The 26,885-nt window shown below is 41.0% G+C and carries 26 protein-coding genes; 12 read left to right on the top strand and 14 right to left on the bottom strand.

The features are described 5' to 3' along the window. Positions 1 to 465: 465 nt before the first annotated feature. Positions 466 to 2,043, bottom strand: coding sequence for a photosynthetic/respiratory NAD(P)H-quinone oxidoreductase subunit D1 (gene ndhD1 / locus ACFG4S_RS23480; RefSeq protein ID WP_392531393.1), 1,578 nt, complete (start codon positions 2,041 to 2,043; stop codon positions 466 to 468). Positions 2,044 to 2,346: 303 nt separating this feature from the next. Here ndhD1 and ACFG4S_RS23475 point away from each other — a divergent pair, with 303 nt between their 5' ends. Next, the gene (locus tag ACFG4S_RS23475; RefSeq protein WP_335192817.1) at positions 2,347 to 2,577 is read left to right on the top strand and encodes a hypothetical protein; all 231 of its coding nucleotides are present in this window, start codon (positions 2,347 to 2,349) and stop codon (positions 2,575 to 2,577) included. Between the two features lie 345 nt (positions 2,578 to 2,922). Here the strand turns inward: ACFG4S_RS23475 and ACFG4S_RS23470 are convergent, their stop codons facing one another. Then, on the bottom strand, positions 2,923 to 3,189 hold the full coding sequence (locus tag ACFG4S_RS23470) for a type II toxin-antitoxin system MqsA family antitoxin (protein ID WP_392531392.1): 267 nt from the start codon (positions 3,187 to 3,189) through the stop codon (positions 2,923 to 2,925). A 44-nt stretch (positions 3,190 to 3,233) separates the two neighbouring features. On the opposite strand from ACFG4S_RS23470, the gene ACFG4S_RS23465 reads away from it, so the two are divergent. The 3 genes from ACFG4S_RS23465 (at position 3,234) to ACFG4S_RS23455 (ending at position 4,964) form a co-directional block, all read left to right on the top strand. Next, entirely contained in the window at positions 3,234 to 3,719 is a 486-nt protein-coding gene (locus ACFG4S_RS23465) for a type I restriction enzyme HsdR N-terminal domain-containing protein (RefSeq protein WP_392531391.1), read from the top strand. Positions 3,720 to 3,841: 122 nt separating this feature from the next. Further along, positions 3,842 to 4,327, top strand: a complete 486-nt coding sequence (locus ACFG4S_RS23460; protein WP_392531390.1) for a helix-turn-helix domain-containing protein — start codon at positions 3,842 to 3,844, stop codon at positions 4,325 to 4,327. A gap of 433 nt (positions 4,328 to 4,760) precedes the next feature. Continuing rightward, on the top strand, positions 4,761 to 4,964 hold the full coding sequence (locus ACFG4S_RS23455; protein ID WP_392531389.1) for a hypothetical protein: 204 nt from the start codon (positions 4,761 to 4,763) through the stop codon (positions 4,962 to 4,964). Between the two features lie 45 nt (positions 4,965 to 5,009). Here ACFG4S_RS23455 and ACFG4S_RS23450 read toward each other — a convergent pair whose 3' ends face one another. The 6 genes from ACFG4S_RS23450 to ACFG4S_RS23425 form a co-directional block, all read right to left on the bottom strand. Further along, entirely contained in the window at positions 5,010 to 5,306 is a 297-nt protein-coding gene (locus ACFG4S_RS23450) for a type II toxin-antitoxin system RelE/ParE family toxin (protein ID WP_392531388.1), read from the bottom strand. Further along, entirely contained in the window at positions 5,303 to 5,533 is a 231-nt protein-coding gene (locus ACFG4S_RS23445; RefSeq protein WP_392531387.1) for an addiction module protein, read from the bottom strand. The genes ACFG4S_RS23450 and ACFG4S_RS23445 overlap by 4 nt, the downstream gene beginning before the upstream one ends. A 164-nt stretch (positions 5,534 to 5,697) precedes the next feature. Further along, positions 5,698 to 7,806 carry an NAD(P)H-quinone oxidoreductase subunit 5 gene (locus ACFG4S_RS23440; protein ID WP_392531386.1) on the bottom strand — a complete coding sequence of 703 codons (2,109 nt, stop codon included), beginning with the start codon at positions 7,804 to 7,806 and terminating at the stop codon, positions 5,698 to 5,700. 571 nt (positions 7,807 to 8,377) lie between these two features. Further along, entirely contained in the window at positions 8,378 to 8,764 is a 387-nt protein-coding gene (locus ACFG4S_RS23435; RefSeq protein ID WP_392531385.1) for a thioredoxin family protein, read from the bottom strand. A gap of 121 nt (positions 8,765 to 8,885) precedes the next feature. Continuing rightward, a complete protein-coding gene (locus ACFG4S_RS23430; RefSeq protein ID WP_392531384.1) occupies positions 8,886 to 9,011 on the bottom strand; it encodes a hypothetical protein in 126 nt (41 codons plus the stop codon). A gap of 172 nt (positions 9,012 to 9,183) precedes the next feature. Further along, positions 9,184 to 9,900, bottom strand: a complete 717-nt coding sequence (locus ACFG4S_RS23425; protein WP_392531383.1) for an NnrU family protein — start codon at positions 9,898 to 9,900, stop codon at positions 9,184 to 9,186. A gap of 214 nt (positions 9,901 to 10,114) precedes the next feature. Between ACFG4S_RS23425 and ACFG4S_RS23420 the strand changes: the two genes are divergently transcribed. From ACFG4S_RS23420 to ACFG4S_RS23400, 5 genes are all read left to right on the top strand, one after another. Then, a complete protein-coding gene (locus ACFG4S_RS23420; protein WP_392531382.1) occupies positions 10,115 to 11,128 on the top strand; it encodes a LysR family transcriptional regulator in 1,014 nt (337 codons plus the stop codon). A gap of 244 nt (positions 11,129 to 11,372) precedes the next feature. After that, the gene (locus ACFG4S_RS23415) at positions 11,373 to 12,773 is read left to right on the top strand and encodes a protein kinase (RefSeq protein WP_392531381.1); all 1,401 of its coding nucleotides are present in this window, start codon (positions 11,373 to 11,375) and stop codon (positions 12,771 to 12,773) included. A gap of 26 nt (positions 12,774 to 12,799) precedes the next feature. After that, the gene (locus tag ACFG4S_RS23410) at positions 12,800 to 13,876 is read left to right on the top strand and encodes a phosphate ABC transporter substrate-binding protein (protein WP_392531380.1); all 1,077 of its coding nucleotides are present in this window, start codon (positions 12,800 to 12,802) and stop codon (positions 13,874 to 13,876) included. A gap of 186 nt (positions 13,877 to 14,062) precedes the next feature. Next, entirely contained in the window at positions 14,063 to 15,463 is a 1,401-nt protein-coding gene (locus ACFG4S_RS23405; protein ID WP_392531379.1) for an ABC transporter substrate-binding protein, read from the top strand. Between the two features lie 101 nt (positions 15,464 to 15,564). Beyond that, positions 15,565 to 16,611, top strand: coding sequence for a PstS family phosphate ABC transporter substrate-binding protein (locus ACFG4S_RS23400; protein ID WP_392531378.1), 1,047 nt, complete (start codon positions 15,565 to 15,567; stop codon positions 16,609 to 16,611). A gap of 76 nt (positions 16,612 to 16,687) precedes the next feature. Here ACFG4S_RS23400 and ACFG4S_RS23395 read toward each other — a convergent pair whose 3' ends face one another. Then, the gene (locus ACFG4S_RS23395; RefSeq protein WP_012412419.1) at positions 16,688 to 17,407 is read right to left on the bottom strand and encodes a Crp/Fnr family transcriptional regulator; all 720 of its coding nucleotides are present in this window, start codon (positions 17,405 to 17,407) and stop codon (positions 16,688 to 16,690) included. Between the two features lie 526 nt (positions 17,408 to 17,933). Here ACFG4S_RS23395 and ACFG4S_RS23390 point away from each other — a divergent pair. Beyond that, entirely contained in the window at positions 17,934 to 18,647 is a 714-nt protein-coding gene (locus ACFG4S_RS23390) for a DALR anticodon-binding domain-containing protein (protein ID WP_392531377.1), read from the top strand. Between the two features lie 157 nt (positions 18,648 to 18,804). Here the strand turns inward: ACFG4S_RS23390 and ACFG4S_RS23385 are convergent, their stop codons facing one another. Both ACFG4S_RS23385 and ACFG4S_RS23380 read right to left on the bottom strand, forming a co-directional pair. Next, complete coding sequence (locus ACFG4S_RS23385) at positions 18,805 to 19,677, bottom strand: Cof-type HAD-IIB family hydrolase (RefSeq protein WP_392531376.1); 873 nt, start codon at positions 19,675 to 19,677, stop codon at positions 18,805 to 18,807. Between the two features lie 224 nt (positions 19,678 to 19,901). Then, positions 19,902 to 20,609, bottom strand: coding sequence for a choice-of-anchor E domain-containing protein (locus tag ACFG4S_RS23380; protein WP_392531375.1), 708 nt, complete (start codon positions 20,607 to 20,609; stop codon positions 19,902 to 19,904). Positions 20,610 to 20,848: 239 nt separating this feature from the next. Between ACFG4S_RS23380 and polA the strand changes: the two genes are divergently transcribed. Continuing rightward, positions 20,849 to 23,752, top strand: coding sequence for a DNA polymerase I (gene polA, locus ACFG4S_RS23375; RefSeq protein WP_392531374.1), 2,904 nt, complete (start codon positions 20,849 to 20,851; stop codon positions 23,750 to 23,752). Between the two features lie 45 nt (positions 23,753 to 23,797). Continuing rightward, the gene (locus ACFG4S_RS23370) at positions 23,798 to 24,019 is read left to right on the top strand and encodes a hypothetical protein (RefSeq protein WP_392531373.1); all 222 of its coding nucleotides are present in this window, start codon (positions 23,798 to 23,800) and stop codon (positions 24,017 to 24,019) included. Between the two features lie 88 nt (positions 24,020 to 24,107). Here ACFG4S_RS23370 and ACFG4S_RS23365 read toward each other — a convergent pair whose 3' ends face one another. The 3 genes from ACFG4S_RS23365 to ACFG4S_RS23355 form a co-directional block, all read right to left on the bottom strand. Beyond that, positions 24,108 to 25,094, bottom strand: a complete 987-nt coding sequence (locus ACFG4S_RS23365; RefSeq protein ID WP_392531372.1) for an FTR1 family protein — start codon at positions 25,092 to 25,094, stop codon at positions 24,108 to 24,110. Positions 25,095 to 25,173: 79 nt separating this feature from the next. Continuing rightward, entirely contained in the window at positions 25,174 to 25,608 is a 435-nt protein-coding gene (locus tag ACFG4S_RS23360) for a bacterioferritin (RefSeq protein ID WP_392531371.1), read from the bottom strand. A gap of 130 nt (positions 25,609 to 25,738) precedes the next feature. After that, positions 25,739 to 26,770, bottom strand: a complete 1,032-nt coding sequence (locus ACFG4S_RS23355; protein ID WP_392531370.1) for a ComEA family DNA-binding protein — start codon at positions 26,768 to 26,770, stop codon at positions 25,739 to 25,741. Positions 26,771 to 26,885 lie beyond the last annotated feature (115 nt).

Here is a 26,885-nt window from a genome sequence, read left to right as displayed (position 1 = left end):
AATCTAGTGATGTGGGTGATATGCGATCGCATAGTAACAATCAAAAAGCATTTTTAGTTTAAGGGACTTCCAGAAATTAAATTATTCAATTTTGCCAGAGAAGACGATCCTTTGATTCTTCCTCCGCTTCCCCCGGTTACTGAGCGACTTTTTAGTTGGAAGTCCCTTAGACCTGGCTATATGTCTGTTTCTCAGTATTGAAGCACTATAACAGGTGTCATTTTTCTGTGAATACGTGCTTATTCGGTATTCAGTACCAGGGTCTCGAACTGACAATAGCAACAAAGGGCGAATATTTTTCAATGCCTCAAAAAATGTAGTGCAGTTGCAACTTTTTGATAGTTAGCCCAGGAGTTTAATTTCTGGGTCAATTTCTGCAAAAGTATAGAAATAAGTAACAAAAAGGGCAAGTAGAAAACCTGCCCTTAAAGTAATCAATATTTAAACTAAACTAGCGATCGCAACTTAATTACCAATTTCTGGCGCACTCAAAGAAACCTTTGGTGCTTCTAGTTTTTGCTGTGCTAATGTCGGCACGGAATCACGCAATCTTGCTGTCAATTGTACAGTTGTGGCGTCATACATTTGAGTTAGCAATTTTGGATAGAAACCAATACCAATAATTGGCACTAACAAACAAGCAATTATAAATACTTCACGGGGTTCAGCATCTATCAAAGCTTGGTGAGAAACTAATTCCTCGTTCTCTTTACCGTAGAAAATCTCTCGCAACATCGACAGCAGATAAATCGGAGTTAAAATCACTCCAACTGCCATCAAGAATACCACAATCACTTTGAAGGTAGAGCTATAAGCATCGCTAGTAGCAAAGCCTACAAATACCATTAATTCAGCCACGAAACCGCTCATCCCTGGTAATGCCAAAGAAGCCATTGAACAGGTAGTGAACATGGCAAATATCTTCGGCATTCTCTTACCGACACCACCCATTTCATCCAACATTAGAGTGTGTGTGCGATCGTAAGTTGCGCCTACGAGGAAGAACAAACTCGCCCCAATTAACCCGTGAGAAACCATTTGCAATACAGCCCCACTCAATCCCAAATCGGTGAAGGAGGCAATACCAATCATCACAAAGCCCATGTGAGAAATTGAAGAGTAGGCAATTTTTCGCTTCAGGTTGCGCTGGGCAAAGGATGTTAAGGCAGCGTAGATGATGTTAACTACCCCCAAAACCACCAACACTGGTGCAAAATAAGCGTGGGCATCGGGGAGCATTTGAGCATTCATCCGAACTAAGGCGTAACCGCCCATTTTCAAGAGAATACCTGCTAATAGCATGTGTACGGGGGCTGTCGCTTCACCGTGGGCATCAGGTAGCCAGGTGTGTAAAGGAATAATCGGCAACTTGACGGCGTAGGCAATTAGGAAGCCAGCATAGAGGGCTAGTTGGAAATTCAGGGCGAAATCTTTTAAGGCGATCGCTCTCATGTCGAACGTCACCGTATCGCCGTAAAATCCCATTGTCAGGGCAGACAGCAAAATAAACAGCGAACCGCCTGCGGTGTATAAAATAAATTTAGTCGCTGCATATTGCCGCCTTTTGCCTCCCCAAATCGACAGCAGAAAGTATATCGGCACCAGTTCCAGTTCCCACACCAGGAAAAATAACAGCATATCCTGGACGGCGAACACAGCAATCTGACCGCCATACATCGCCAGAATCAAGAAGTAAAATAGCTTGGGCTTGAAGGTAACAGGCCAAGCTGCTAAAATCGCCAGCGTGGTAATGAATCCAGTCAAAATAATTAGGGGCATAGATAAGCCATCTGCCCCTACTGACCAATTCAAACCCAATTGTGGTACCCAGGGGTAACTCTCTACTAATTGCAAATCTGGATTGGAGAAATCATACCCAGTATAAAAAGCGTAAACAATTAGTGCAAAATCTATCAACCCTACGATTAGGGAGTACCAGCGCACTGTTTTGCCTTCTTTGTCAGGGATGATGGGAAGAAGTAGCGACGCCGCTATCGGAAACAGAATAATCGTCGTCAGCCAGGGGAAATTAGCTATATTCATCACAATCAATCTGCTATCAAAATCATGTTTGGCAAAAAGTCACTAGTTATTAACTAACAGCTTTTTAGCAATTTTCCCTTCATTGTTAGGTTGATTTAATTAAATTGGCAATCCCCCATTTTGTATCCGAAGAGTCTATTTTGACTTGGAGTCAGGCAGAACATCAGTTTAAATACGGTTATTCAAGTCAAAAATTTACCCTAAATCAAGCCGCTAAACTAGAATTTAAGGAATGTGCGATAGGCGATTTGATTGAGTTTTTTAGTAAAATAAATACGTAAAGTTGATAAAGGAAATTTGATTATGTCATCTCCAGCGATCGCTACTGTAATTAAGATGATGGAATCTTTACCTGAAGATGTACAAGAAAGAGTTGCAGAACATCTCCGAGAGTACCTAGAAGATTTGCAAGATGAATTGAAATGGAATAAATCATTTAAGAAAACTCAACAACAACTGATTGCATCTGCCCAATCTGCTAAAAGAGAGATTGCAGAAGGACTTGCAAAACCAATGAACTATGAAAACTTATGAAGTCTGCAACTCTTTCTTCGTTTTGGGATAAATATCAGTCTCTTGACAAGCAAGTTAGACAGAGTGCGAGAAAAGCTTATCAGTTATGGAGAGAAAATCCTTCTCATCCGTCTTTGCATTTCAAATGTATAAATAACGAGGAGAATATTTGGTCTGTCAGAATAACTCGCAATTATCGAGCAATTGGGGTTTTGGAGGGTGACACAGTTACATGGTTCTGGATAGGTAGCCATGACGATTATGAGAGCTTTTTTTCATAACGCGATCGCTATTTGATTTACCACTTATAATAAAATTCCATATTTTTAATAACCCATCGCTAAAGCATAAACACAAATAATAACACTAAAGTGCATATCTAATAATCTCCAATTCTGTTCCATTATTAACAGCTAAGTCTGCTTTTTCTAAAACCTGTTCCGTAACTGCATCACTTAAATAATATTCGCCGCAGTTATCACAAATTTCTGCTGGAACTTTTTTTAATACAATAATACATTCATCTTGTTCTAATGTCACAGTTACTAAAGCTGGTTTAGTTTCTCCATGCTGACAAATTACGCATTTCATCATCTTTCCTAAAAGTTGGGCTTCTATTGCCCGCGATCGCATATCATTTATCTACTGTGTAGTCTGTCTCCCATAGCAATAACTTCATGCCTTTCTCCGATTTCACTAATCCTTACCAAAATCCGGCTAATATACCAGAGAAGTATCGCCAGGATATAAATCTACGGAAGTTATTTAAAGCTGATGGTTCTTATGTGCGTCCAGCAGAAGACCCTGTGACTATGTGGGCGCTTCAGATTTTAGTAGAAGAGTACAGTGTTCCACTAGAGGCAATGGAACTAGAACTAAATTCAGATTTTGCCGAGGGAACTTATCAAAGTGGGCGACGCTATCAAGGACGGGCAGACCTTGTAGTTTACGATGACCGTTATGCTGATTCTGTAGGTAATTTGGATGTAGCCTTTATTATGGTGGAGGCTAAGGAACCAAATAAAAAAGTTGGCGGGACTGAAGGAGAAGGTTGGGTCGATCATCTTAACCGACTCAATGCTTACATGAGTGCTTCACCATCTGCTCGTTACGGAATTTTAACTAATGGCCACCACACAGATATCTATCGTTGGACCATGTAGGAGATTTCCATCACAGAAAACTAATCACTAAGTAATTTTAGAGTAATCAAGTGATAAAAAAGATAGCTTTTATAAAGTGAAAAAAGTGTGGATAAAATGATGTTGGGAGAGGAAGATGTCGCATGAAGGAGGGCAGCAAGTACCAGCCACTCCTTGAATTTTTGCGTGGCAATGATCAAAATGAAATAACTTTATCATTTGCTGAAATTGAGACTTTAATAAATGATGTTTTGCCTGGATCAGCAAGAAATAAACGGGCATGGTGGAGTAATCGCAGCAAAGGCGCATTACAAGCTTCAGCTTGGATAGAAGCAGGATATCGCGTTGAGGAAGTTGATTTTGATAAGCAACAAATAAAATTTTATAAACCTCCTAATAACTTTCAAGTTCAGCTTAAAGGTGACACTGTACTGTGGAATGGCGAATTAATCAAAGCACTACGTCTTCACATGGGTTTAACACAGGCAGAGTTTGCAGAAAGGCTAGGTGTCTATCAGCAAACAGTCAGTCAATGGGAAAACAGCGCCTATCAGCCAACTCTCGCTACATCGAAATATCTAACTTTAGTTGCTGATCAGGCTGGATTCAAATACATAGAAAGAGGCTAGAAGTCAAAATAATTCTTGGGTCTGTCTGTTGACATTTTACAATGTAAATTTTAATTTTGTCAATATACAATCTACATTGTAAAATGAATAAGGAAAACCAGGCGACCTCTGCCCAACCTGCGGCAAACAACAACTTGCACACCTTGGACACTGGCAAGGTCACAGAAATCAAAAATTCCCTGAAGAACTGCGATCACTGCGCTTATTCAAGTGCCGGATGTGGCTATGGCTAGTTGTCCCAGGGCTGCACGACCATGATGCAACTCAGCTTTTACGACAAAATCTATGAGACGAGAGTGTTTAGAAGCGATGAAAACACACTCACACTTACAGCAACCCAACAACAAAATTACAAATCTTGTCAAAAGCCAGCAAATAAGTTTCCGAGGCTTCCTGCTGGCTCTTGGCTCCCTAACAAAAGGAGACATTCACCATGATAAAACCAGTTATTGCCCAAAATCATCCTTGGGTGATAGTAAAAACTGTAGTGATTACCCAATCTCACACCCTCGCCCGTTTTGCTAACCGCCAAGATGCAGACGACCATTTAAGATTTTTGCGTCGAACTATTCCCAATGGAGGTTTTGAGATTATGTTTGAACCGCCAGATGATGTAAAAAAAGACTTTAATATTTAACAAAATTTAGGGGGTTAAAATCCCCTACTAATTGATTTCTGAATTCTATTCTCGACCAATCCAGTACACAGGCTTACGTTTGTGATGTGCTATAGCTAGAATCCGAATTAAATCATCATCAACAACACGGTATAGAAGTGAATAAGGAAATTTAGGCAGAATCAGCCGACGAACAAATCCTCGAACTACTACACCAGCAGCAGGATAACGTATAAGGAGATTGACAGCACCTTCTACTTCTGTCAAGTAATCTAGCCCTAGCCCCTGATTTTGCTCCTCGTAATAACTTGCGATATCAACCAGTTCTTGCTCTGCCAATGGATGAAATACAACTCTTGTCATTGTAAAGATGCACGAACTCGTTGAAACACTTCTTCAGCCGGAATACCAGTAATTTGATTGGTTTTCATATCTTCATCACGCTTCTGGGCTTCTTCAGCCCAACTAGCCGCAATTTCTTGATCTATTCCACTTTCTTGACCCAATCTTTCTAGTAATCTTGCTAATAAAATCACTTGAGAATCTTTTGGAAGTGCAAGAACTTCGGCTTCAAGCTGTTCAAGGGTCATAGTGAGTACCTAAACTCTACTAGTACAGTACCTCTTATTTTACTGGAAGTACAAATCATAAAACCTCAACAGTTAATACTGTTGAGGAATTCAAGCTAAAAAAAGGAGTCTAAATTAGACTCTGAAAAAACTTAGGGGCAGACAGCCGCCCACCCCGATTAAAATTAGGTAACACCAAAGACAATCACTAAGCCCAAAACCGCCCCAAACACAATCAAGGCATAGAATTGAGCGCGACCGTTTTCTAGGTACTTCAGACCTTCACCGCTAACAAGGGTGAAAAAGCCTGTGAGGTTAACAGCACCATCTACAACGCGGAAGTCAACTTCCATAACTTGTCTAGCTACGCGACGCAAGCCGAGGACAAAAACCCGATGGTAAATGTCATCAAAGTACCACTTATTGAGCGATAACTCGTAAAGTGGTTGGATTTTAGCAGCGATCGCCGCCGGGTCAATTTTACCCCGCAAGTACATTAACGAAGCCAAGGTAATGCCAATCAAGGAAACTGCCACTGAAGCCCCCGCCATGATATAAAATTCTGTCGGGTTGAATTGGGCAGCCTTTTCTAGAACTTCCGAGAGAGTTTCGGAGGGGGGAAAGACGAACTCTTCAAAGTAATTGGCATAGGGAGTTCCTAACAAACCAATCAAAATCGAAGGCACAGCTAAAAATACCAAAGGCAGCGTCATTGTCCACGGCGATTCGTGAGGAGAGTCGCTATGATGCCCGTGGGAGTCATGGGAGTCATGGGAATCATGGTGACTACCAGTTGCCGCCAATTCTCCTTTTTTCATTGCCCCAGGCCCAAAATTCGGGACTGGTTCTTCTGACTCTAATTCCAGGACGATTGTCGCTGCTTTTTTGAGTTTCTCTTTGATTTTCTCGTCAGTACCCCGGAATTTGCCTTCAAATGTTGAGAAATACATTCTAAACATGTAGAAAGCAGTAATACCAGCAGTTACCCAGCCGATAAACCAAAGAAGTGGGTTAGCTTCAAAGGCTTTCCCAAGAATTTCATCTTTTGACCAGAACCCAGCAAAGGGCGGGATACCAGAAATTGCCAAGCAACCAATCAAAAAGGTAGTTGCTGTGACAGGCATATACTTCCGCAGTCCGCCCATTAACCGCATATCCTGGGCTAAGGCCGGGTCATGACCGACAACACCTTCCATGCCGTGAATTACAGAGCCGGAACCCAAGAACAGCATCGCCTTAAAATAGGCGTGGGTCATGAGGTGGAATAGTCCAGCACTGTAAGCGCCTATTCCCATTGCCATCACCATATAACCAAGTTGGGAAATGGTGGAATAAGCCAAGCCTTTTTTGATGTCGTTTTGGGTAATGGCAATGCTTGCCCCCAAAAACGCTGTAAACGCCCCAGTAAAGGCAATGACGTTCATTGCCGCTGGAACGTGTTCAAATACTGGGTACATCCGGGCAATCAGGAAAACACCCGCCGCCACCATCGTTGCTGCGTGGATCAAGGCAGAAATCGGGGTGGGGCCTTCCATAGCATCTGGTAACCAGACGTGGAGGGGAAATTGGGCGGATTTCGCAACTGGCCCTAAGAAAACTAAAATCGCCAACAGGACAGCAAGAAAATTGCTGATCGAACCTGATTCTACGAGTTGGGCAAGGCGGTCGCCCATAACATTAAAATCAAAGCTTCCCGTTGCCCAGAACAGCCCTAAAATTCCCAACAGGAGACCAAAGTCGCCTACGCGGTTGGTCACAAATGCTTTTTGAGCGGCATCTGCTGCTGACTTGCGATCGTACCAAAAGCCGACCAGCAAGTATGAACACATCCCGACCAGTTCCCAGAATATATAAATCTGTACTAGGTTGGGGCTAAGCACCAGACCTAACATTGAAGAACCAAACAAACTGAGATAAGCATAAAACCGCACGTAACCGGGATCGTGAGCCATGTAGCCATCGGTGTAAACCATGACTAAGCAAGCTACTGTTGTCACAATCACCAGCATTAGGGCTGTCAGGTGGTCAACAGTGTAGCCCATGCTCAGGTGAAAATTGCCTGCCGCAGCCCATTCCAGGGTATGGGTATAAGCTGGGTGTCCTTGAATTTGACTCCACAACAAGGCAAACGACAACACCATAGCTGCTCCCATTAGGGAGATAATCGCTACAGCGTTCAACTGCCGCAGGTTATTTGTCACCTGATTCAACGAGATTAACCCTAGACCGACTAGCATTGCCCCAAAAAGGGGTAACACTGGAATCAGCCAGGCATACTGATAGATTACTTCCATCACTGACGCCTACTTTTATAATTCTTAACTAGCGTGTCGGAACTGTAAATAATTGTGACACACACCCTTTAGGATAAAATAACCCACCCAAAGGTCTTTGGGTGGGGTGTTAAGCATGGTTTTAGATTTGGGCATGGGACATGGGACATGAGGCATTGTGCATTAGGCATCGGGTGCGAGTGATTACCCTTATCTTGTTGTTCCCTTATTTCTTTAGTTACTGACAATTGAAGTAGGTATCAGGTCTTATTTAATAAGTGGATTCTGACCCCTCCTGAATCAGAGCCAGCAAATTAAAAATTTGTGTGGCTTTAAAACCCTTGTTACTTACACCCACTCCAAGTAAGTATAGGAATCAGAATTCCTTTTTGGCTTCTCCCAAAGGGAGAAGCCAAAAGCGATTTGCCTCCAGTCTTTCTTCATAAAACATACTCAACTACTTATTGTTGGGTGGGCGACACGATCGCCCATAGGCAAAGGCGGACAATATACACGCCCTGGAAGATTGGATAATTATTTATTGGAAGTCACTTATACCCTCATCTCACCTATGCCCCATACCCAATACCCATTAAGCTGACCGACACTCCAAGTCCGCTGTTTTGGAACCCTTGTAGATTTTAGGGTAACTACTGTAGGTGACTTTAATGTCTTCTAGAGCTAGACGCAAATCTTCTCTGCTGCGAAAGCCTTCCAAGCGATGCCGAATAATGCCATTTTCAATCAATAGTAAAGTGGGCAGTGATTTTAGCCTATAAGTAGTAGACAATTTAAAATTTTGATCGGCATTAACCCCAACTAATTTAATTTCTTCCCCGCATTGGGCTTGAAATTGCAACAAAAGTGGGTGGATGATTCGACACAACCCACACCAAGGGGCTTCAAAGTTAACTAAAACAGGAACAGGAGATTCTAAAACTTCTTGAGTAAATGTCCGCTCACTAACCGACAACACCATGACGCCTCTCGGATTATAAGGTTTTTATATTAAACTAGGTATCCGCACTGAAGTGAAGGATTGGCAAGTCATTAACTGCCGATAGATGCCTTCAGGACACAAATTTGAGCATACAGAATAATTAAGCAAAAATTGAGCGCGTTAATGTGTCTCTGAGAAAAAAGCCACCGTGGAAATCGCGTTGGCTTTTTTGGATGTTAAACTCCTGATTGCCGTTGCCACCTAGGTATTTGACTGAATCTGTCATTTTCTCCGAAGAAAAGGCAACTGACCAACGACTACCAATATAAAATCTCAAGTTTACTTAACGCACTCCCACTCATTCATGTTTGAATTTATCGTACATTGATTTGGGGCAATTGATAAGCTGAAAATTAATCTATTTGAGATTTTTTACTGATATTGGGGATCGCCTAGAGTTACCATCCTATCCTACTAGTTGCTTCTAGTAACAGAGGGTGCGACCACCAAAGCAAACCTGTAAAAATGGCAACTCCCAAATAAGCAGGGCGGATAAACTCCTGCCATTTGATAGATTGACGCCCATCAAAAATTGCTTTAAAGGGAATAATTGAAGTTCGCTGTTTGACAATCTCAAAGGTTTCACCATAGCGATCGCTCAAGCGGCGATCGCCATGCCAAACTCCAAACAAGTGATGTAATACCAACCCAATAGAAGTTACAAGGGTAAAACTAGTACCCAGCCACAAAGTATGGGCAACACACCAAATTATTTGTCCTACCATCTGGGGGTGACGAGTAATCCGAATAATTCCTGTTTCGTAGAGATGAACTTCGGGCTTTTGAATGGCAGCAATTTCTAGTAGATTGAAAGTAGCAGGATATAAAAATAAAAACGAGATCGCTGACAGCAGCCAAACAATTTCTCGCACTCCTGGCACTCCTTGTACCTGCCAAAGTTGCAAACCATCATAGCGGTGTCCAAAAAAGTAAATAATTAAGATCGCAGCTAACGGTAGACTAACTAATGCAAAAATAATGCGATAAAGCCTTGGCCCAATGTATTTTTCGGCCCTTGGGCGCAAAGCAGCGCCTCCACTATGAGCGATCGCAAAAACTATTTGTAACCCCAGTATGACAAAATGACTGGGTGTCAACCAAGAAATCGGCATCATAAATACACGGGTGAAGTAATTTAAACAAAACTGAATTCAGTACAACCAATACCACAAAGTATTCAAAAGGGGACTTTAGTCAAGATGTTGTGCTACTGTCTTTTTCGAGTCAAACGTTCAAGTTTATGATGCAACAAATCACGCCCAGCTAGTTGCTGACAAAGCTGATTTATTGCGTACATCCGCTCCTTTCCAAGTTTGTGGGTTGAGCCTTATGTCTGACCTTCCTTTCACTTTAGATCAGTTACGTATTCTGAAAGCGATCGCCCAAGAAGGGAGCTTCAAGCGAGCTGCTGATAGTCTTTATGTCTCCCAACCGGCCGTTAGCTTGCAAGTCCAAAATCTTGAACGGCAGCTCGATGTTCCTTTATTCGACCGTGGAGGACGACGCGCCCAATTAACCGAAGCCGGACATCTACTCTTAAGCTACGGTGAAAAAATCCTCAGTCTGTGTCAGGAAACCTGTCGGGCGATCGAAGATTTACAAAATCTCCAAGGCGGTACTTTGATTGTCGGTGCTTCTCAAACCACTGGTACTTATCTTTTGCCTAGAATGATCGGTATGTTCCGACAAAAATATCCAGATGTGGCAGTGCAACTCCACGTCCACTCAACTAGACGAACTGCTTGGAGCGTCGCTAACGGACAAGTCGATTTGGCAATTATCGGCGGTGAGATTCCCGGTGAACTAGCAGAATCTTTAGAAGTTGTTCCTTACGCCGAAGATGAACTAGCGTTGATTTTACCTGTATTTCATCCCTTAGCCAAAGTTGAAAAAATCCACAAAGAAGACCTATATAAATTACAATTCATTGCTTTAGATTCCCAATCGACAATCCGCAAAGTAATTGACCAAGTGTTAGCACGTTGTGAAATTGATACAAAGCGTTTTCGAGTGGAAATGGAACTAAATTCCATTGAAGCAATTAAAAATGCTGTGCAATCTGGTTTGGGAGCTGCATTTGTCTCAACTAGCGCGATCGCTAAGGAATTACAAATGGGCGTTCTGCATAGTGCCAACATTGAAAACGTGGTTGTCAAACGGACGCTGTGGCTGATTTTTAATCCCAATCGCTATAGATCTAAGGCCGCAGAAGCCTTTAGTCAAGAGATTTTGCCCCAGTTCGCTAACCCTGGATGGAACCAAGATATGTTAACATTGACACAAAAAAACATTGTGGTAACTACATTGGATGTAGCAATTCCCACCTCCTCCGGCGAAGACTAAAATCTGGTCATTAGTCCTTTGTCATTTGTTTTTTTGGAAATGACCAAATAATTTAGTAATTCGTAATTCGTAATTTGTAGTTATTACCCTATGTACTGTAAAAAAGATAGGGATTTGACATGAAGAAAAACTTTCCTGTTGTATTCTTCATCAAGAAAGAAGTTTAGTTTATCTGTAATCTGAATTAATTACGAATTACGAAGGATCAATTACGAATTATTTTGACTAATGACTAATCACGAAAATGGAAGTTTATTGTACTCGTCCACGTTGCCCACGCCCACAAAACTATTTCGCCGATTTAGATGATATAACGACGCTGAAAACAACACAGCAAAAGTATTGTACTAGTTGTGGTATGCCACTGTTGCTAGATGGTCGATATGTAACCATGAAGTTGCTCGGAAGAGGTGGGTTTGGAGCAGCTTTTTTGGCACGCGATCGCCGAATTCCCGGAATGCGTCAATGTGTAGTCAAGCAGTTTCAACCAGCCGGGAATTTAACCTCAACTCAACTGCAACAAGCACAACTAATGTTTGAGAGAGAGGCAGAAGTTTTAGCCGAAATCGGTAACGAACACGAGCAAATTCCTGACTTGTTTGCCTTTTTCCCGGTGATTATAAATAGCTTGCAACCAGGGCAGCAAGACCAATTTTTCTACTTGGTGCAAGAATACATCGATGGGCAAAACCTAGAAGAAGAATTAGCTCAACAAGGCAAATTTTCTGAGCAGCAAGTTTTAGAGGTATTGCAAGAAATTCTAAAGGTACTCAAGTTTGTTCATGACAGAGGTATTATCCACAGAGATATCAAACCTTCTAACATCATGCGCCGTCGTGATGGTAAACTTTTTCTCCTAGATTTTGGCGCAGTCAAGCAAGTAGCAAAGGTAGCATCTAGTACTGCTTCTTCCACGGGAATTTATTCTATGGGATTTGCACCACCGGAACAAATGGCTGGGGGTCAGGTATTTCCATCCACAGACTTATACGCTTTGGCTGTAACTGTTATTACTTTGTTAACAGATAAAGAAGCAACTCAATTATTTGATGCTTATAGTAATCAGTTGAAATGGCGATCGCAAGTGACTGTCAACCCTCGCCTTGCTGATATTTTAGACAACATGCTTTTACCGGCTGCTAATCAACGCTTTCAATCAGCTCAAGCGGTTCTAGATGCACTTAATTCACAGCCTCTAGCGTCTACACAACTTAATTCACCTTCTGTAACACTTCCACCACAATCGCCTCAAAGTTCTAATCCCATCGTTCCCTCTCGTCCTCCAGCAACTCAACCAACGTTTTCGACATTAGAATTATTAGGTGGAGCAGCATTTAGTGGATTTGAAGGAGCATTGATAGCGATCGCTCTCTTCAGTCTTGTAAAATCACCCATAATTACTTTAAGTGTTGCATCAGTAATTTTAGGCTTACTGATATTTGCCCAAACCAGGCGATGGATTGAAAAGTTCGATTTATTAATTATTCCCACAATTACTTTTGCGATTATTTTTTTTCTTCCCTTTTTACAAGGGGGTCTTGATATTCAGTCAGTCATTGTTTTAGCAGTTGCAGCCAGCTTAGTAGCTATTTCGTTGACAGCCGTATTTCGACTTATTTATAAATTACTATCTCTGATACTTTAAAATAATCCTGGTGCTAACAGCTACCTATGTCTCAAAAAAACGAAACGCTTAGTCTTTTCTTAGCCGTTATCATCACCATTGGCTTAATCTTTGGTGGCTTATGGTTTCTTATGGAAAGATGGGCACAAATCAATAAACGTGTTGGCGAAGCGTCAGTAAATGTCAATCCGGGCGATCGCATCTCTGTTCCTAAATCTCCAGAGACTAGCAATACAAGTAATCCCAGCAGCAAATGTAACGTGCCAAATCTACCACAGGGGACATTCAATTATGGTGGTAGTACAACCTGGGCACCCATTCGCAAAGACGTAGATTCAGTGCTAGAAGGTCTTTGTCCTCAGTTTATTTTACGTTACACTCAACCCCCATCAGGTAAACCAGGATCTGGAACTGGAATTCGGATGTTGATAGACAATCAACTAGCTTTTTCTCAATCTTCTCGTTCAGTTAAACCTGAAGAAAATGTAGAAGCTAAACAAAAAGAATTTAGTTTGAAGGAAATTCCAGTGGCGATTGATGGCATTGCGATCGCAGTTAATCGTAATCTGAATATCCCTGGTATAACTGTCAGCCAACTCAAAGATATCTATACAGGTAAGATTACTAACTGGAAAGAAGTGGGAGGGCAAAATTTACCAATTACAGTCTATTCTCGTAGCAAAGAAGCTGGGGGTACTGTAGAATTCTTTGTGGAAAATGTTTTAAATAAAGAGAATTTTGCTGCCAATATTAGTTATGTTAATACTACCACTGAAGCACTACAAAAAGTCGCTGCAAGTCCTGGCGGAATTTATTATGCTTCTGCCCCAGAAGTTGTACCCCAATGTATGATTAAGTCTCTACCTCTGAGGCGGACCAATGAGCAATTCATCCCTCCCTACAAAGAACCTTTTGTACCTCCATCTCAATGTCCTAATAAACGTAATCAGTTGAATAGTCAAGCATTTCGTAGTGGTTCTTATGCCATTACTCGTAATTTATTTGTCATCGTTAAACAGAATGGTCAAACAGACCAACAAGCTGGGGAAGCTTATGCAAATTGGTTACTGACACCCGAAGGTCAAGAATTGATTGAAAAGGCTGGATTTGTCAAAATTAAATAATCATCGTCATCATCCAGAATTGAGAATTTAGAAGTCAATAGTCAAAATTAAGAATACTTTAATACTCAAGCTTTATATTTTTAAGAAAAGAAAAAGCTCTAACACACCTCGATTCTATAATTAGTATGATTTTTGAATCATGAATTATTAGAAAAAATAAACATTTTTATATTATTAAAATTTTCCATGTCACCAAAGAATGAAACCGCAGTTTTAGCCTTGGCTCTGATACTGACACTTGGAATAGTTGGGGTTGGTATTTGGTGGTTTAATCGCACTGGGGTCAAGATTAGTAAGACCATTATTTCAAATCAGGAACCAATCAGCAATAATCTATCCCTAGAAGACCGCATTAGTTTTGGGGAAAAAACTTTGATTACAGGCGATATTCCTTCTGCCAAAAAAGAGGGAGTCCAGGCGATTGCAGTTAAAAACTATGAGAAAGCGATCGCTAGTTTTGCAGCATTTCTCAAACTCCGACCCAACGATCCAGAAGCATTAATATATCTGAATAATGCCCGCATTGGTAATTCTAAAAACTATACCATTGTTGGCTCTGTACCAATAAGAACAGATCCCAATACTTCCCTAGAAATTTTACGTGGCATTGCCCAAGCCCAAAATGCTATTAATACCTCTGGAGGAATTAGAAATGTGCCATTAAAAGTTGGGATAGCTAATGATGATAATAATCCCGAAATATCGAAACAAATCGCTTCAAACTTAGTTAATAATTCCCAAGTATTGGGTGTAGTAGGTCCCAATGCTAGCGATACCACCTTAGCCGCAGGTACAGTCTACAATGCCGGACAATTAGTAGCCATTTCCCCTACGAGTACTTCTATCAAAATTTCTAACTTCAGTCGCTATATTTTTCGGACAGTTCCGAGTGATTTCATGGCCGCTAGAACATTAGCTAACTACATGGTGAAAAAGTTACAGAAAAAAAATGCAGTGGTTTTCTTTAATTCTCAGAGTAACTATAGCGAGTCTTTAAAGTCTGAGTTTGTTTCATCTGTTTCGCTGGAGGGTGGACAAGTATCAAGTGAATTTGACTTGTCCCAGGCAGACTTTAGTGCAGCTAAAAGTGTAGAACAAGCTATTAAACAAGGTGCAGAAGTGTTGATGTTAGTTCCAAACACTAATACTCAAGATAAAGCCCTGCAAGTGGTTCAGGTTAACCAGAAACGCTTAACGCTTCTCGGGGGAGATAATATTTACACCGTTAAAACTTTAGAAATTGGCACAGAGCAAGCTGTGGGGATGATAGTAGCAGTTCCTTGGCATATTGACGCCGATCCTATGTCAGATTTTCCCCAGAAATCCCGGCAGTTATGGGGTGGCGATGTGAGTTGGCGAACCGCTCTGAGCTATGATGCCACTTTAGCTCTGATTGCCGCCTTAGAACGCAATCCCACACGGTCTGGAGTTCAACAAGCATTAGTCTCCCCTGACTTTTCTGCTCAGGGTGCTTCTGGTACAATTCGGTTTTTAGCATCAGGCGATCGCACTGCTCCAGTCCAACTTGTAAAAATTGTTCTTGGTTCTCGCTCTCGCACTGGGTATGATTTTGAGCCAGTAAGATAAGGGGATTGGGGATTAGGGACAGGGAAGAGTTTTCTCAGTACCCAATACCCAGTACCAAGTTCCCAGTACCCAGTATTAAATGGACGCAGGGGTAATTTTTTATGTCCCAGAAAAATGAAATACCTATTCTTGTTTTATCTATCGTAATCACTGTTGGGCTAATAGGTGGCGGTTTTTGGTGGTTCAGCAGAAAATCTGGGGTCAATCTAAATCAAATTAATTCTTCTAGCACAAACACACCCCAACCTTCATCAGGACAACCTAATACCAATAGTTTCAACTCAGTGCAGGATGTTCCTACAGGATTATTTAATTACGGAGGTAGTACATCCTGGGCACCGATTCGATTAATGGTTGATCCGGTAATTCAAGCGGCGCGACCAGAATTTAGGCTGCGTTATGTAGAACCCAGCAATGCATCTCCTGGTTCTGGTACTGGTATCCAGTCGCTGATAGATGGTCAATTAGCTCTTGCCCAGTCCTCTCGACCAATTCTCGATGGAGAGTTAAGCCGTGCCCAGCAGCGTGGGTTCACGTTGAAACAAATTCCCGTAGCCATCGATGGTTTAGCAGTGGCAGTTAATCCAAGCCTCAACGTCCCAGGACTAACGGTAGAGCAATTAAAGTCAATCTACACCGGCAAAATCAATAATTGGAATCAAGTGGGCGGTCCCAATATTCCAATAAAGCCTTATTCACGCCGTATTGTTGATGGCGGCACAGTGGAACTTTTCGTCCAAGACATCTTGGGTGGTCAAGCTTTTAGCTCGAATGTGGAATTTATCTCCACAACCACCCAAGCCTTGCAAAAATTGGCTGGCAGTCCTGGTGGTATTTACTACGCTTCTGCCCCAGAGGTGATACCTCAATGTTCAATTAGAGCCTTGCCGTTGGGGCGCACACAAGGCCAATATATTGCTCCCTACCAAGAACCATTTGTCCTCCCGTCTGAATGTCCTAGTAAACGGAACAAATTGAACATTGAGGCTTTTCAATCAGGAAAATACCCGATTACCCGCAATTTGTTTGTGGTGGTCAAACAGAATGGCCAGGCTGAGCAGCAAGCAGGTGTCGCTTACGCCAACTTACTACTGACTGAGCAGGGGCAGGAACTGATTAGCCAAACTGGGTTTGTCAAAATTCGCTGACACTGCGATCGCATCCGGCGGGTGTTGCCCATCATACTCAGACAGAGTGGCGGAAATCGCCGCTCTGAACTGTGCTTTAGCCGGCTCTATTAATCGACTCTGCTGGTAAGCAAATAAGATTATCGCCTTGGGTAAGGATTAAGCCACGTTGACGCAGCTTGCCCATTAAGCGGGTGACGGTGACACGAGTCGAACCAATCGCACTACCAATTTGGGCATGTGTAAGGGGAAAAGGCAAACAATAACCGCGAATTACATCAGGATCGGTGTCGCTCATTGCTGGCTCTCCATATTCCTCAATTAACAATGTGAGGAATCCTAAGAGTCGGTCAATTGTGCGGCGTTGTCCTAAGGCACTCAGCCACAACAGCTTGCGCTGGTGCTGATACCTAAAGGCATCCATAACTTCGCGACGGAAGTGAGGCCAGTTGTCTAAGTCGTGCCAGTACATCCACAGCACCGCAGTTTGGTCAACATGGGCGTAAGCCTGAAGTGTAAATGGAGACTGAGCAACAATTTCAAATGGCTGTCCCGCTCCGACAAAACCCAAGAACGCTTCTTCTGGGGTTCTGTTGATTCGTCGAGACGTTAGCTGACTAGCAGTTGCACTAACTTGGGCGGTTCCTACCATACGGATCGCACCCCTTTGCACCAAATATAGCAATCCAGGTCTAGCTGGAATGCGCTCATCTTTGCTGAAGGTGCGGCATCGGTAGTGTTCCTGAGCCCAGTCAAGAATCCGTTGCCAAGTCAAAAAAGGCCGTGATGCCTCAGAAAAAGAGGATGGAGATTGCATAGGTAACAAAGAGCGTTCGGCTGAAGACAAAGACGTGATAGAAAGGTGCAAGGAGTGTCTTTGTGTTGGCGATGCAGGCTTAACGCCTAAAAGCGCCAGCCATCCAAAGAATAGAAAGTAAAGAATTACTCTCTACTCTTTTGTTATACTTCCTACTGTACAATGATGGTAGTAAAGTTTACTCACTATTCATCGAATATTCATCAAATTTTATCCTACTCTCATTTTTCTTCATCTAGATTAAACCTATATCCGGAGACAGGTGACAGCAAATTAACAAATATACTTTACAAATTGATTTACATACAATTACGTGTATCATAATTTTCAAGCAATCAAATATAAGTCACTTAAGCAGCTAGTAAATGAATATTTTAGAAAATATTTAAGTATTGATACTGAAAAGCTAAAAAATCAATACATAGAAGAGCAAAAAATTTTTATATACAAAGATAGAAATAGTAACAAAATTTTGTATACCTCAGGTTTTTTGATGCGAGTGTCAAACTCTCAGAATCGAAAGGCGATGGAACTTGCAAGCTCCATCGCCTTTGATCTATCGGCAACCTGTGGCAGCGTTTTTAACGTGCAAATAGTTCCCCCTGGTTGGATACATTTTGAATTGACCGACTCAACTTTAGCAACTTGGTTACAAAGTATCGCAGTCGCAAATTTAAAGGAGGCGGAGATCGGGAGATGGAGAGATGGGGAGAGAATTTCACCCCACCACCCCATCACCCCATCACCTCACCCCTCTCACACTCCCAATCCCCTATGCCCCATGTCTAATTTATTCCCTATTCAATACGCTCATGCACGTTGCTGTTCGTTAGTGTTGCTGGCTCACCGAGAGGGATTGATTAAACTTAGAGAACCACTTGCAAATAGTAGTTCAGATTTTTGGAGTGTTATCTCTCCCAATCCCATACCTTGGCTCAATTCTGATGGAAAATTGCGACTCAATCATCCAGATGAGCATCGTCTAATAGCTGAGTTAGTGCAAGTGGTAGACAACATAGAGTGTCCTGATGTTAAAGGTTTTGTGAAATGGGAAAAAGCAGCACTGAATTTGAGCCAAGCGTTTGAAAACTTCTGGAGTAATTGTCGCATTTGGGGTGAAGTGAAAATTATTTCACCAGAGTTAGCCCAAGCTAGGCTGGGATTGCTGATGGCTACTCAGTCAGTATTAAAAATTGTGCTAGAGGAAAAGCTGGGGATTTTTGCGCCCTGGGAATTATGAATCAGTAATGTCGCTAGCCAAAAAATAAAAACTTTATATATAGCTATTGACTCAATGCATCACCTCGGCTACATTAGCAGGAGTGTGAGGAGCGAACCAGCAGGGGCACCGAGACGAAACACGGCCAGTCGTCGGTGTCCTTTCTGATTTATATGGGTTACTGGAGCAAAAACCTTTCAATTGCTACTGCTGCTCCGTCTTCTTCTATGGTAGGAGCTACCCACTGAGCGATCACTTGCACTGGCGCTGGTGCGTTGCCCATAGCTACACCAAAACCAACACACTCCAGCATTTCTAAATCGTTAAAGTTATCACCAATAGCCATAACATTGGCTATTTGTAATCCCAGCAATTCTTCGGCTAGGTAACGTACAGCAGTTCCCTTATTTACAGCGGGGTTAGTTGCTTCCAGAAAGGTGGCAACAGATGTTGTTAAATAAAGTTCAGCGGGTGTGTATTGACGGCGCAAATTCCCCAATAGCTTGTCAATTGCATCAGTGTCATCGCACAAAGCCAGAATTTTTGTTGGTTCATTCGTTAATATTTGGCGCAAATCACCCACAGGAATCGGGATAATACCAGAACGTTCTGCATAAATTAGGGTTTCTTTAGTTAATTCCCGAACGTAGAGTTGGTCATTGATGTAGAAGTGGACAGATAAAAGCGATCGCAACTGGGGCTGTTCAAAATAGTCGATTAGCTGATGGGCAATTTCTCTGGGAACCATTAAATGGCGATGAATTTTTTGGGTGGTGGGGTCTTGAATCCAGGCTCCTTGATAAGCCATTAATGGCAATGTAGAGCCAATTTCTTGGTGAAAGCGCAAAGCTGAACGATACATACGACCTGTAGCGATCGCCACTGGAATGCCTCGTGCTTGTACTCCAATCAGTGCTTGCTTTACGGGTTGGCTGATGGTGTTAGAGTGTCCGGCGATCGTCCCATCTATATCTACAACCAGTAGTTTAATATCTTTGGCAGCAGTTTGATGACCAGTGGATGTCAAATGTGTGGCAGATGCTTTCTGCATAAATTCCCTAGATTTAAAGTTCCAGTAAGAGGTTAACAGGCTCTAGCGACCAGTGGGGAGTGGGAGAAAAAATTTGGTTGACTAATTTTGATACAAACTAAATTTGATTGCATCTAAATAGTCACAACAAAAAACCCGATTCTCAAAAAAATCGGGGATTTACATTTAAGTTAGAAAACTTGACTGATAGATAGAATGGAAAAATCTACCTATTCAACTAAAGTCTACGAATTTAACACTTTAATCCAGCTTTTTTTGCGTTGTGACAACAGACAAAGCCCAGCAATTAAACCAACTCCAAGTGTAGTAGATGGTTCAGGTACTGATTTAGCCTCATCGTAGTCATAAGTTACTTTGATATTTGCTTTTGCAAGTGTTTCAACATAGGATGCTATGTTGCCTGAACCAATAACTGTGGATTTGGCTATAGCTGAGAACAAAAAGTCTATATTGCCATTACCAATGAAAGACTGCAAGAATTGGCTATCAGTGTAAGACTGGGTAGCAGATTGTGTAGCAGTTAAGCCAGAAACAGTCTTTCCAGATGTGCCACCAAAATTAGTGATGCCGTCATATTTAACAACTTGGTAAGCGTAGCTATTTTGAGGATTGAGCGCAAATATAGACTGATTGTTTACTTCTAAACTCAATTCACTGGCAAGATTAACTGTTACCTGGCTCTGTCTTGTATTCTTGTTTTCAAAACCTGCATTTCCAAGTACGTCGCCAGTAAATCCTATTGTTACGCCTTTGAGTGTTCCTAGAGATGAGTCGAATTTTTGGATGCTCAAAGGTGCATCAACAATATCTGTATAATCGTAATCGGTGGAACTAGTGTACGAGAAAGAAGCTGCATTAGCCACTCCGGAAGTTGCAACAATTCCTGCCAAAGTTGTGGCAGCAGCTAGAGTGTTGAATAGTTTTGTTGTCATAAGATGAAGATGCTTTTCTAAAACGAATTATTACGGGATTACTAAGTTATTTCTAACTTTTAAGTTTGGCCTGTAGTCTTGATAAATACACGTAAATTTCTGTAAAGATTTTATATTCAAATTCCTTCGATAAAAAAGTCTATGTGTCGATATATATAAAGTTTTGTTAAGAATCCAGTGGCTATCCTACACAAATCTCAATCAAGCAACTGATGCAAGCTTGTGGCTAAAATAGGGCTATGTCTGAAACTTCTGCTTCTGTAACCCCAACACGCCCAACGTTCATCCTTGTAGATGGACACTCCCTGGCTTATCGTTCATACTTTGCCTTCGCTAAAGGGCGAGATGGAGGACTACGTACAACAACCGGGATTCCTACGAGTATATGTTTTGGTTTTCTTAAGTGCCTACTGGAAGTAATGGGCACACAACAGCCCCAAGGGATGGCTGTAGCCTTTGATTTGGGCTTACCAACCTTCCGACATGAAGCCGATGAGACATATAAAGCCGATCGCAAAGAAACACCAGAAGACTTTATTCCCGACTTAGAAAATCTCCATGAATTGCTGAATGGCTTGAATCTACCAATTTACACTGCTGCGGGTTACGAGGCAGATGATGTTTTGGGAACCTTGGCACAACGAGTAACGGCGGTTGGGTATAGGGTAAAAATTCTGACGGGCGATCGCGATTTATTTCAACTGATTGATGCTGATAAAGAAATCACTGTTCTGAATTTTAGTCCAGATGCTTTAAAGCGTTCTACAAATAGCATTACTGAATTTCAAGCAGAACAAGTTAAAGAAAAGATGGGGGTTTTCCCTTCACAAATTGTTGATTTCAAAGCTCTTTGTGGCGATAAATCAGATAATATTCCTGGGGTAAAAGGAATTGGGGAAAAGACAGCAGTACAACTGCTTAATACCTATGGTTCCCTTGAAAATATTTATGCTGCCTTAGATAAAATTAAAGGCGCAACTCAGAAAAAACTAGAGGTTGGTAAAGAAGATGCCGATAAATCTCGTTATTTGGCAACTATTGTTTTAGATGTTCCTATAGAAATTGATTTAGAAGACTGCAAATTAAAAGGATTTGATACAAACATCCTCTCACCAATTTTACAAAAGTTAGAATTCAAGTTCTTTTTAGATAAAATCAACGACTTACAGCAACGTTTTGGTGGCAAAGTTGAAGAAGCACCAAAAACAGAAATAGCAGAATTTGAAGATCCAGACTTTTTTACTTTTGCTGAAACACAAGCTGCACAACAGAAACCTGCGTCATCAATCCAACCATCCATTATTAACACTGAAGCCAAACTGACTGAGTTAGTGAAACTTTTGCAAACATTCACTAACCCCGAAATACCTGTTGGTTGGGACACTGAAACCACCGATTTAGAACCAAGAGATGCTGAGTTAGTCGGAATTGGTTGCTGCTGGGGAACGAAACCAGATGAAGTAGCGTATATTCCCGTTGGTCATAAAACTGGGGAAAATTTGAATAAAGATGTGGTGCTAGAAGCACTACGCCCAATTCTTGAAAGTGCTAATTATCCCAAAACTTTACAGAATGCCAAATTTGACCGCTTAGTTTTAAGGTGTCAAGGAATTAATTTAGCAGGAGTAATCTTTGATCCGATGTTGGCAAGTTATCTGCTAAATCCCGATTCTAGCCATAATTTGATGGATTTAGGGCAGCGATACTTGGGATTGACAGCAAAAAGTTATTTAGATTTAGTTCCTAAGGGCAAAACCATCGCTGATATAGATATTGCCTCTGTCGCAGATTACTGCGGTATGGATGCTTATTCTACATTTAATTTAGTGGCAAAACTGCGAGAAGAACTGGAAAAAATTCCCACTTTGTCTAAACTATTAGTGGAAGTGGAACAGCCACTAGAAGCCGTTTTAGCCCAAATGGAATATACTGGCGTCCGTATTAATTCAACTTATTTACAAGAACTTTCCCAGCATTTAGAAACAGAGTTAGCTAGGTTAAAAGAAACAGCAACTGAAATAGCCGGGGAAAAGTTTAACTTGGGTTCTCCTAAACAATTGAGCCAAATATTGTTTGAAAAATTGGGTTTAAGCACCAAACATTCTCGCAAAATTCAAACTGGTTATTCTACAGATGCAGCAACTCTGGAAAAACTTCAAGATATCGATCAAACTGGATTTGTTGACGCCATAATTGAATATCGCACTCTATCTAAACTAAAGTCTACTTATGTAGATGCATTACCTGCATTGGTGCGTCCAGATACCCAACGAGTGCATACTGATTTTAATCAAGCAGCAACATCAACTGGTAGGTTATCTTCTTCTAATCCTAATTTGCAAAATATCCCCATTCGTACAGCTTTTAGTCGGCAAATTCGTAAGGCATTTTTGCCGGAATCTGGTTGGTTAATGGTAGCTGCTGATTACTCACAAATTGAATTGCGAATATTGGCTCATTTGAGTCAAGAGCCAATATTAGTGCAAGCATATCAGCAAAATGAAGATGTTCACACTGTGACGGCGCGATTAGTATTTGAAAAAGAAAATATAACTTCAGAAGAACGAGGGGTAGCAAAAACTATTAATTTTGGTGTGATTTATGGAATGGGTTCTCTCAGATTTTCCCGTTCAACTGGGATAGATAAAAACATTGCTAACGAGTTTATTAAGCGCTTTAACCAACGATATCCTAAAGTTTTTGCATATTTGGAGCGAGTGAAAAAAGAAGCGATCGCTCTTGGTTATGTAGAAACTATTTTTGGTCGTCGTCGTTATTTTGAATTTACTAATGACAGTTTACGCAAATTAAAAGGCACGCAAGCAGAAGATATTGATTTGAGTAAGTTAAAGAATTTGGGTGCTTATGATGCGGGTTTATTACGCTCTGCTGCTAATGCACCAATTCAAGGTTCTAACGCTGATATTATCAAAATTGCAATGGTGAGATTACATGAGGTTTTAAAGAACTATCAGGCGCGTTTGTTATTGCAAGTTCACGATGAATTAGTATTTGAAATCCCTCCTCAGGAGTGGGAAGAATTACAACCGCAAATTAAATCCGTGATGGAGAACGCAGTAGAGTTAAGTGTACCGTTGCTGGTAGAGGCGCGTGCTGGTGAAAATTGGATGGAGACAAAGTAAGTTCAATTTTATAATCAAATGAGTCATTATAGGGCTTGTTTTATTATGCATCATCGTTGGGTCTTATGTGCTTTAGCATTTTTGTTGAGTATAACTTTAGTTGCTTGCATCACTGCAATTACTCAGCAACCACAAACAAAAGTGGAAAATACCACTGAAACAACTAACATAAATTATCAGCAATTACCAAAAGAGTCAGCCAAAAGAGTTGTAAATATAATTTGGATTTTGGATAAAATTATTGGTACTGCTAAATTCGCATATTAAATTATGCAGAGGTGCAGACAAGAGTTAATATGTGAATTGACCAATGCCAAATTTTACAATCCAAAATCCAAAATCCAAAATCCAAAATTTAAAATTGAGTGTGCTTAGAATTTTTTGGAGAAGTAATTGGTTTTTGACGAGATAAGATATTCTTTTTAACTTCAGAAGAGGCACTTCCAATACTGCGTAAATATAGCCCTCCAATGGTAAATAAAAACGCCACATATCCGACAGCTTGGACAAGATATATACGATCGCTGTAGCCAAATACTGATTTGAGAATAATGCCAGGAAACTGTTCGTCAGGCAAAATGCTGGAAGTATTTGAAACCATTGGTCCCAAAATACAGGAGTGGACTTTAGTAAAGCGTTCGTAATAGAAACAAAGGCTTTCTGTAGCACGACTGCTAAGAGCAAGGTTACCTACAGCATCATCAAAATTTTTCAGGGCTGAAACTACTAAGCCAGCGACAATCAATACTAATAAAACACCCATTACCTGGAAAAACTGGCGGATGTTAATTTTGATGCCCCATTTAAATAAAAGTACACCTACAGCGATCGCTACTGTCAAACCACCAAGTGCGCCAATGCTGGGTACTAATCCTTGTTGAAAGTTAGCAGCAATGAACAGAACAGTTTCAAAGCCTTCACGAAGAACAGCAACTAGAACTAAACTAAAAACGCCCCAACCAGCATTTAAATTTTGTGTCAGTGCTTGTGTAACTGCTCCCTCGACTTGGGCTTTCATAAATCTGGCTTGTTGAGTCATCCAGATTAGCATCCAACTGAGCATGGCGATCGCTAATACGCTAAACACACCTTCTAGGATTGGCTCAACTACAGAAGTATATTGAGGATTAGCAGCCCCCACTACTTGAATTATCCAACTGAATAACACACCAATCAAGGCACTGATCGCAATGCCAACACCGACACCAGCATATACCCAAGAGTTCAAATGCGATTTTTTAGCTTTCTTTAGCAAAGCTAGCACAATCCCAACAACAAGGGTAGCTTCCACTCCTTCTCGAAGTGTAATTACAAAAGTAGGTAGAGCAGTACTAAAATTCATATTTTGTCCTTTATCTTTTGTCCTTAGTCATTTGTCTTTTGTCCTTTGTTTTTGACTAATGACTAAGGACTAATGACTATTAACTAAAATCGCGTAACATCTTTTTCAACTCGAGATTATGCATCTCTTCCTGTCCAATCATACCGCGAGCAAATTCTTCTAGATAAATGCTGGCATTCGTGACTGTTTCCAGCAGATTTTTATACAAATCTAATGCCTTTTTTTCATGGGATAAGCTTTCTGCCAAAATATCTTTGACTGTATGCTTGTAGGTTTCTTCCATTGGGGCAATTTTTAGTGAGGGATGCCCATCTAAACCTGTGAGAATTTCTCCCACTTGTTCAGCATGAAGTAGAGATTCACTTGCCTGTGCTTTGAAGAAAGCGACAATTGGAATGCGGTTAGGACCAGTCACCATTAAAGAATAATGTGTATATCGTACTACCCCTGCTAGTTCAAATTCCATGATGGCATTTAGCAGGTCAATGGTTTTGGTCTGGTCAAGTTCTTGCATCAGTTCTTAGTTCAAGTTATGAATGGAGTGTCATTTAGTTAGGAGTAGATAATTCGTCATTCTCATTCCTAACTATTTCCCGATTTTAAACTCCTTACCCTATACTTACCATTAAAAAAAAGTGTTATTGCTATACTTGAGAACTCGATTTAACAATCACTTTTTGGGAGTTTTCCTCAATGGTTTTTATGAGTTTGGTAACATCATTAGGAGTCTTGACTGGTTTTGCTGGTGGAATAGCGCCTGGCCAAACTTTTATTAGTTCGGCGAAAGTAGTATTAATTGCTTTATCGGCTTCGGGATTTTTTTGAGCTACTTGACTAGAAATTCCTTTGTATAATTCCTCTGCGTAAAATACAAAGCCACGTGAGTCTTGATATTCAATTGCCGCGGATATTTTCCCGTTGGCGATCGCTGCGCCATATTCGGAATTGGCTGAATCAAGTAATTCATTAATTACTTGTAAGACAAATTCTGGTTTTGAACGTTCAGCTGCTGGTAAAGCTGCGATCGCTCCATCAACTGCTTCTTCTGAAGAAGCAAAACTAGTTTTAACTTTATTATCCTTAGGATTAGATTTCACTAAATCTTGCAAACTCACCAAAGTTGTTTTAAACTCTTTAACTTTGCGCTCATTGAGTTGGTCTTCTACATCAACATAAATCTCTTCAACTGGATGTCCAATATGAGGTTCTGCCTGTTTTGGTTGATTCTGATCGAGCAGTTCTTTTGCTACTAAAAGATGCCCTTTCATCAAGCCTAATTTAGACATATAGTCAACATCTTTTGCCTCACCTGTGAGTACAACTTCTTGAACACCCACCTGGTCTTTAATTTTGTCAAACTGCTCTTGAGTAATTACTTTTTTAGTAACTAAATCTTCTGGACTCCCGTAGGGACGATTAGCTTGAATTTTGTTAGATAAAGCCGGGACACCTAGTTTGGCTTCAAACTTATCTAATTCTGACAAGATAGCACTATTAATGTTAATTTTTTCTTTGCTGGTGTGACTGCTATGCATGTTACTACTTACTGCCTCTGTAGCTGGAGTGCTAGCAAGTGGTGCTGATGGATTTTCTGCGGTTGGTGTACTGCTACAAGCACTCAAAGTAATGATTGCCGCAGTCGCAATACTTAAACAGACATAACGAAGTTTGATCATTTTTGCTCCTCACACAATTTAAAAAGTATTAATTCCAACACTTCAAACTAAGCTGATGCGCGTCTAAAGTATATAAACACTCTTGATGATCATTGACTGATGACTCTTGACAGTC

The organism is Nostoc sp. C117 (genome assembly GCF_043099735.1).
In the GTDB taxonomy this organism is placed as follows: domain Bacteria; phylum Cyanobacteriota; class Cyanobacteriia; order Cyanobacteriales; family Nostocaceae; genus Nostoc.
The sequence above is the reverse complement of the archived record's forward strand: the minus strand, read 5'-3'. Positions and strand labels throughout refer to the sequence as shown.

Bases quoted from the DNA above. Each gene is read 5' to 3' on its own strand.
- ACFG4S_RS23450 (WP_392531388.1), bottom strand. From the start codon at position 5,306: ATGACAAGAGTTGTATTTCATCCATTGGCAGAGCAAGAACTGGTTGAT.
- ACFG4S_RS23470 (WP_392531392.1), bottom strand. From the start codon at position 3,189: ATGCGATCGCGGGCAATAGAAGCCCAACTTTTAGGAAAGATGATGAAA.
- ACFG4S_RS23395 (WP_012412419.1), bottom strand. From the start codon at position 17,407: ATGCAATCTCCATCCTCTTTTTCTGAGGCATCACGGCCTTTTTTGACT.
- ACFG4S_RS23415 (WP_392531381.1), top strand. From the start codon at position 11,373: ATGGAAGTTTATTGTACTCGTCCACGTTGCCCACGCCCACAAAACTAT.
- ACFG4S_RS23355 (WP_392531370.1), bottom strand. From the start codon at position 26,770: ATGATCAAACTTCGTTATGTCTGTTTAAGTATTGCGACTGCGGCAATC.
- ACFG4S_RS23385 (WP_392531376.1), bottom strand. From the start codon at position 19,677: ATGCAGAAAGCATCTGCCACACATTTGACATCCACTGGTCATCAAACT.
- ACFG4S_RS23475 (WP_335192817.1), top strand. From the start codon at position 2,347: ATGTCATCTCCAGCGATCGCTACTGTAATTAAGATGATGGAATCTTTA.
- ACFG4S_RS23430 (WP_392531384.1), bottom strand. From the start codon at position 9,011: ATGACAGATTCAGTCAAATACCTAGGTGGCAACGGCAATCAGGAGTTT.
- ACFG4S_RS23455 (WP_392531389.1), top strand. From the start codon at position 4,761: ATGATAAAACCAGTTATTGCCCAAAATCATCCTTGGGTGATAGTAAAA.
- ACFG4S_RS23400 (WP_392531378.1), top strand. From the start codon at position 15,565: ATGTCCCAGAAAAATGAAATACCTATTCTTGTTTTATCTATCGTAATC.
- polA (WP_392531374.1), top strand. From the start codon at position 20,849: ATGTCTGAAACTTCTGCTTCTGTAACCCCAACACGCCCAACGTTCATC.
- ACFG4S_RS23360 (WP_392531371.1), bottom strand. From the start codon at position 25,608: ATGCAAGAACTTGACCAGACCAAAACCATTGACCTGCTAAATGCCATC.
- ACFG4S_RS23380 (WP_392531375.1), bottom strand. From the start codon at position 20,609: ATGACAACAAAACTATTCAACACTCTAGCTGCTGCCACAACTTTGGCA.
- ACFG4S_RS23465 (WP_392531391.1), top strand. From the start codon at position 3,234: ATGCCTTTCTCCGATTTCACTAATCCTTACCAAAATCCGGCTAATATA.
- ACFG4S_RS23390 (WP_392531377.1), top strand. From the start codon at position 17,934: ATGGAACTTGCAAGCTCCATCGCCTTTGATCTATCGGCAACCTGTGGC.
- ACFG4S_RS23405 (WP_392531379.1), top strand. From the start codon at position 14,063: ATGTCACCAAAGAATGAAACCGCAGTTTTAGCCTTGGCTCTGATACTG.
- ACFG4S_RS23445 (WP_392531387.1), bottom strand. From the start codon at position 5,533: ATGACCCTTGAACAGCTTGAAGCCGAAGTTCTTGCACTTCCAAAAGAT.
- ACFG4S_RS23365 (WP_392531372.1), bottom strand. From the start codon at position 25,094: ATGAATTTTAGTACTGCTCTACCTACTTTTGTAATTACACTTCGAGAA.
- ACFG4S_RS23420 (WP_392531382.1), top strand. From the start codon at position 10,115: ATGTCTGACCTTCCTTTCACTTTAGATCAGTTACGTATTCTGAAAGCG.
- ndhD1 (WP_392531393.1), bottom strand. From the start codon at position 2,043: ATGAATATAGCTAATTTCCCCTGGCTGACGACGATTATTCTGTTTCCG.
- ACFG4S_RS23460 (WP_392531390.1), top strand. From the start codon at position 3,842: ATGAAGGAGGGCAGCAAGTACCAGCCACTCCTTGAATTTTTGCGTGGC.
- ACFG4S_RS23370 (WP_392531373.1), top strand. From the start codon at position 23,798: ATGCATCATCGTTGGGTCTTATGTGCTTTAGCATTTTTGTTGAGTATA.
- ACFG4S_RS23440 (WP_392531386.1), bottom strand. From the start codon at position 7,806: ATGGAAGTAATCTATCAGTATGCCTGGCTGATTCCAGTGTTACCCCTT.
- ACFG4S_RS23425 (WP_392531383.1), bottom strand. From the start codon at position 9,900: ATGATGCCGATTTCTTGGTTGACACCCAGTCATTTTGTCATACTGGGG.
- ACFG4S_RS23435 (WP_392531385.1), bottom strand. From the start codon at position 8,764: ATGGTGTTGTCGGTTAGTGAGCGGACATTTACTCAAGAAGTTTTAGAA.
- ACFG4S_RS23410 (WP_392531380.1), top strand. From the start codon at position 12,800: ATGTCTCAAAAAAACGAAACGCTTAGTCTTTTCTTAGCCGTTATCATC.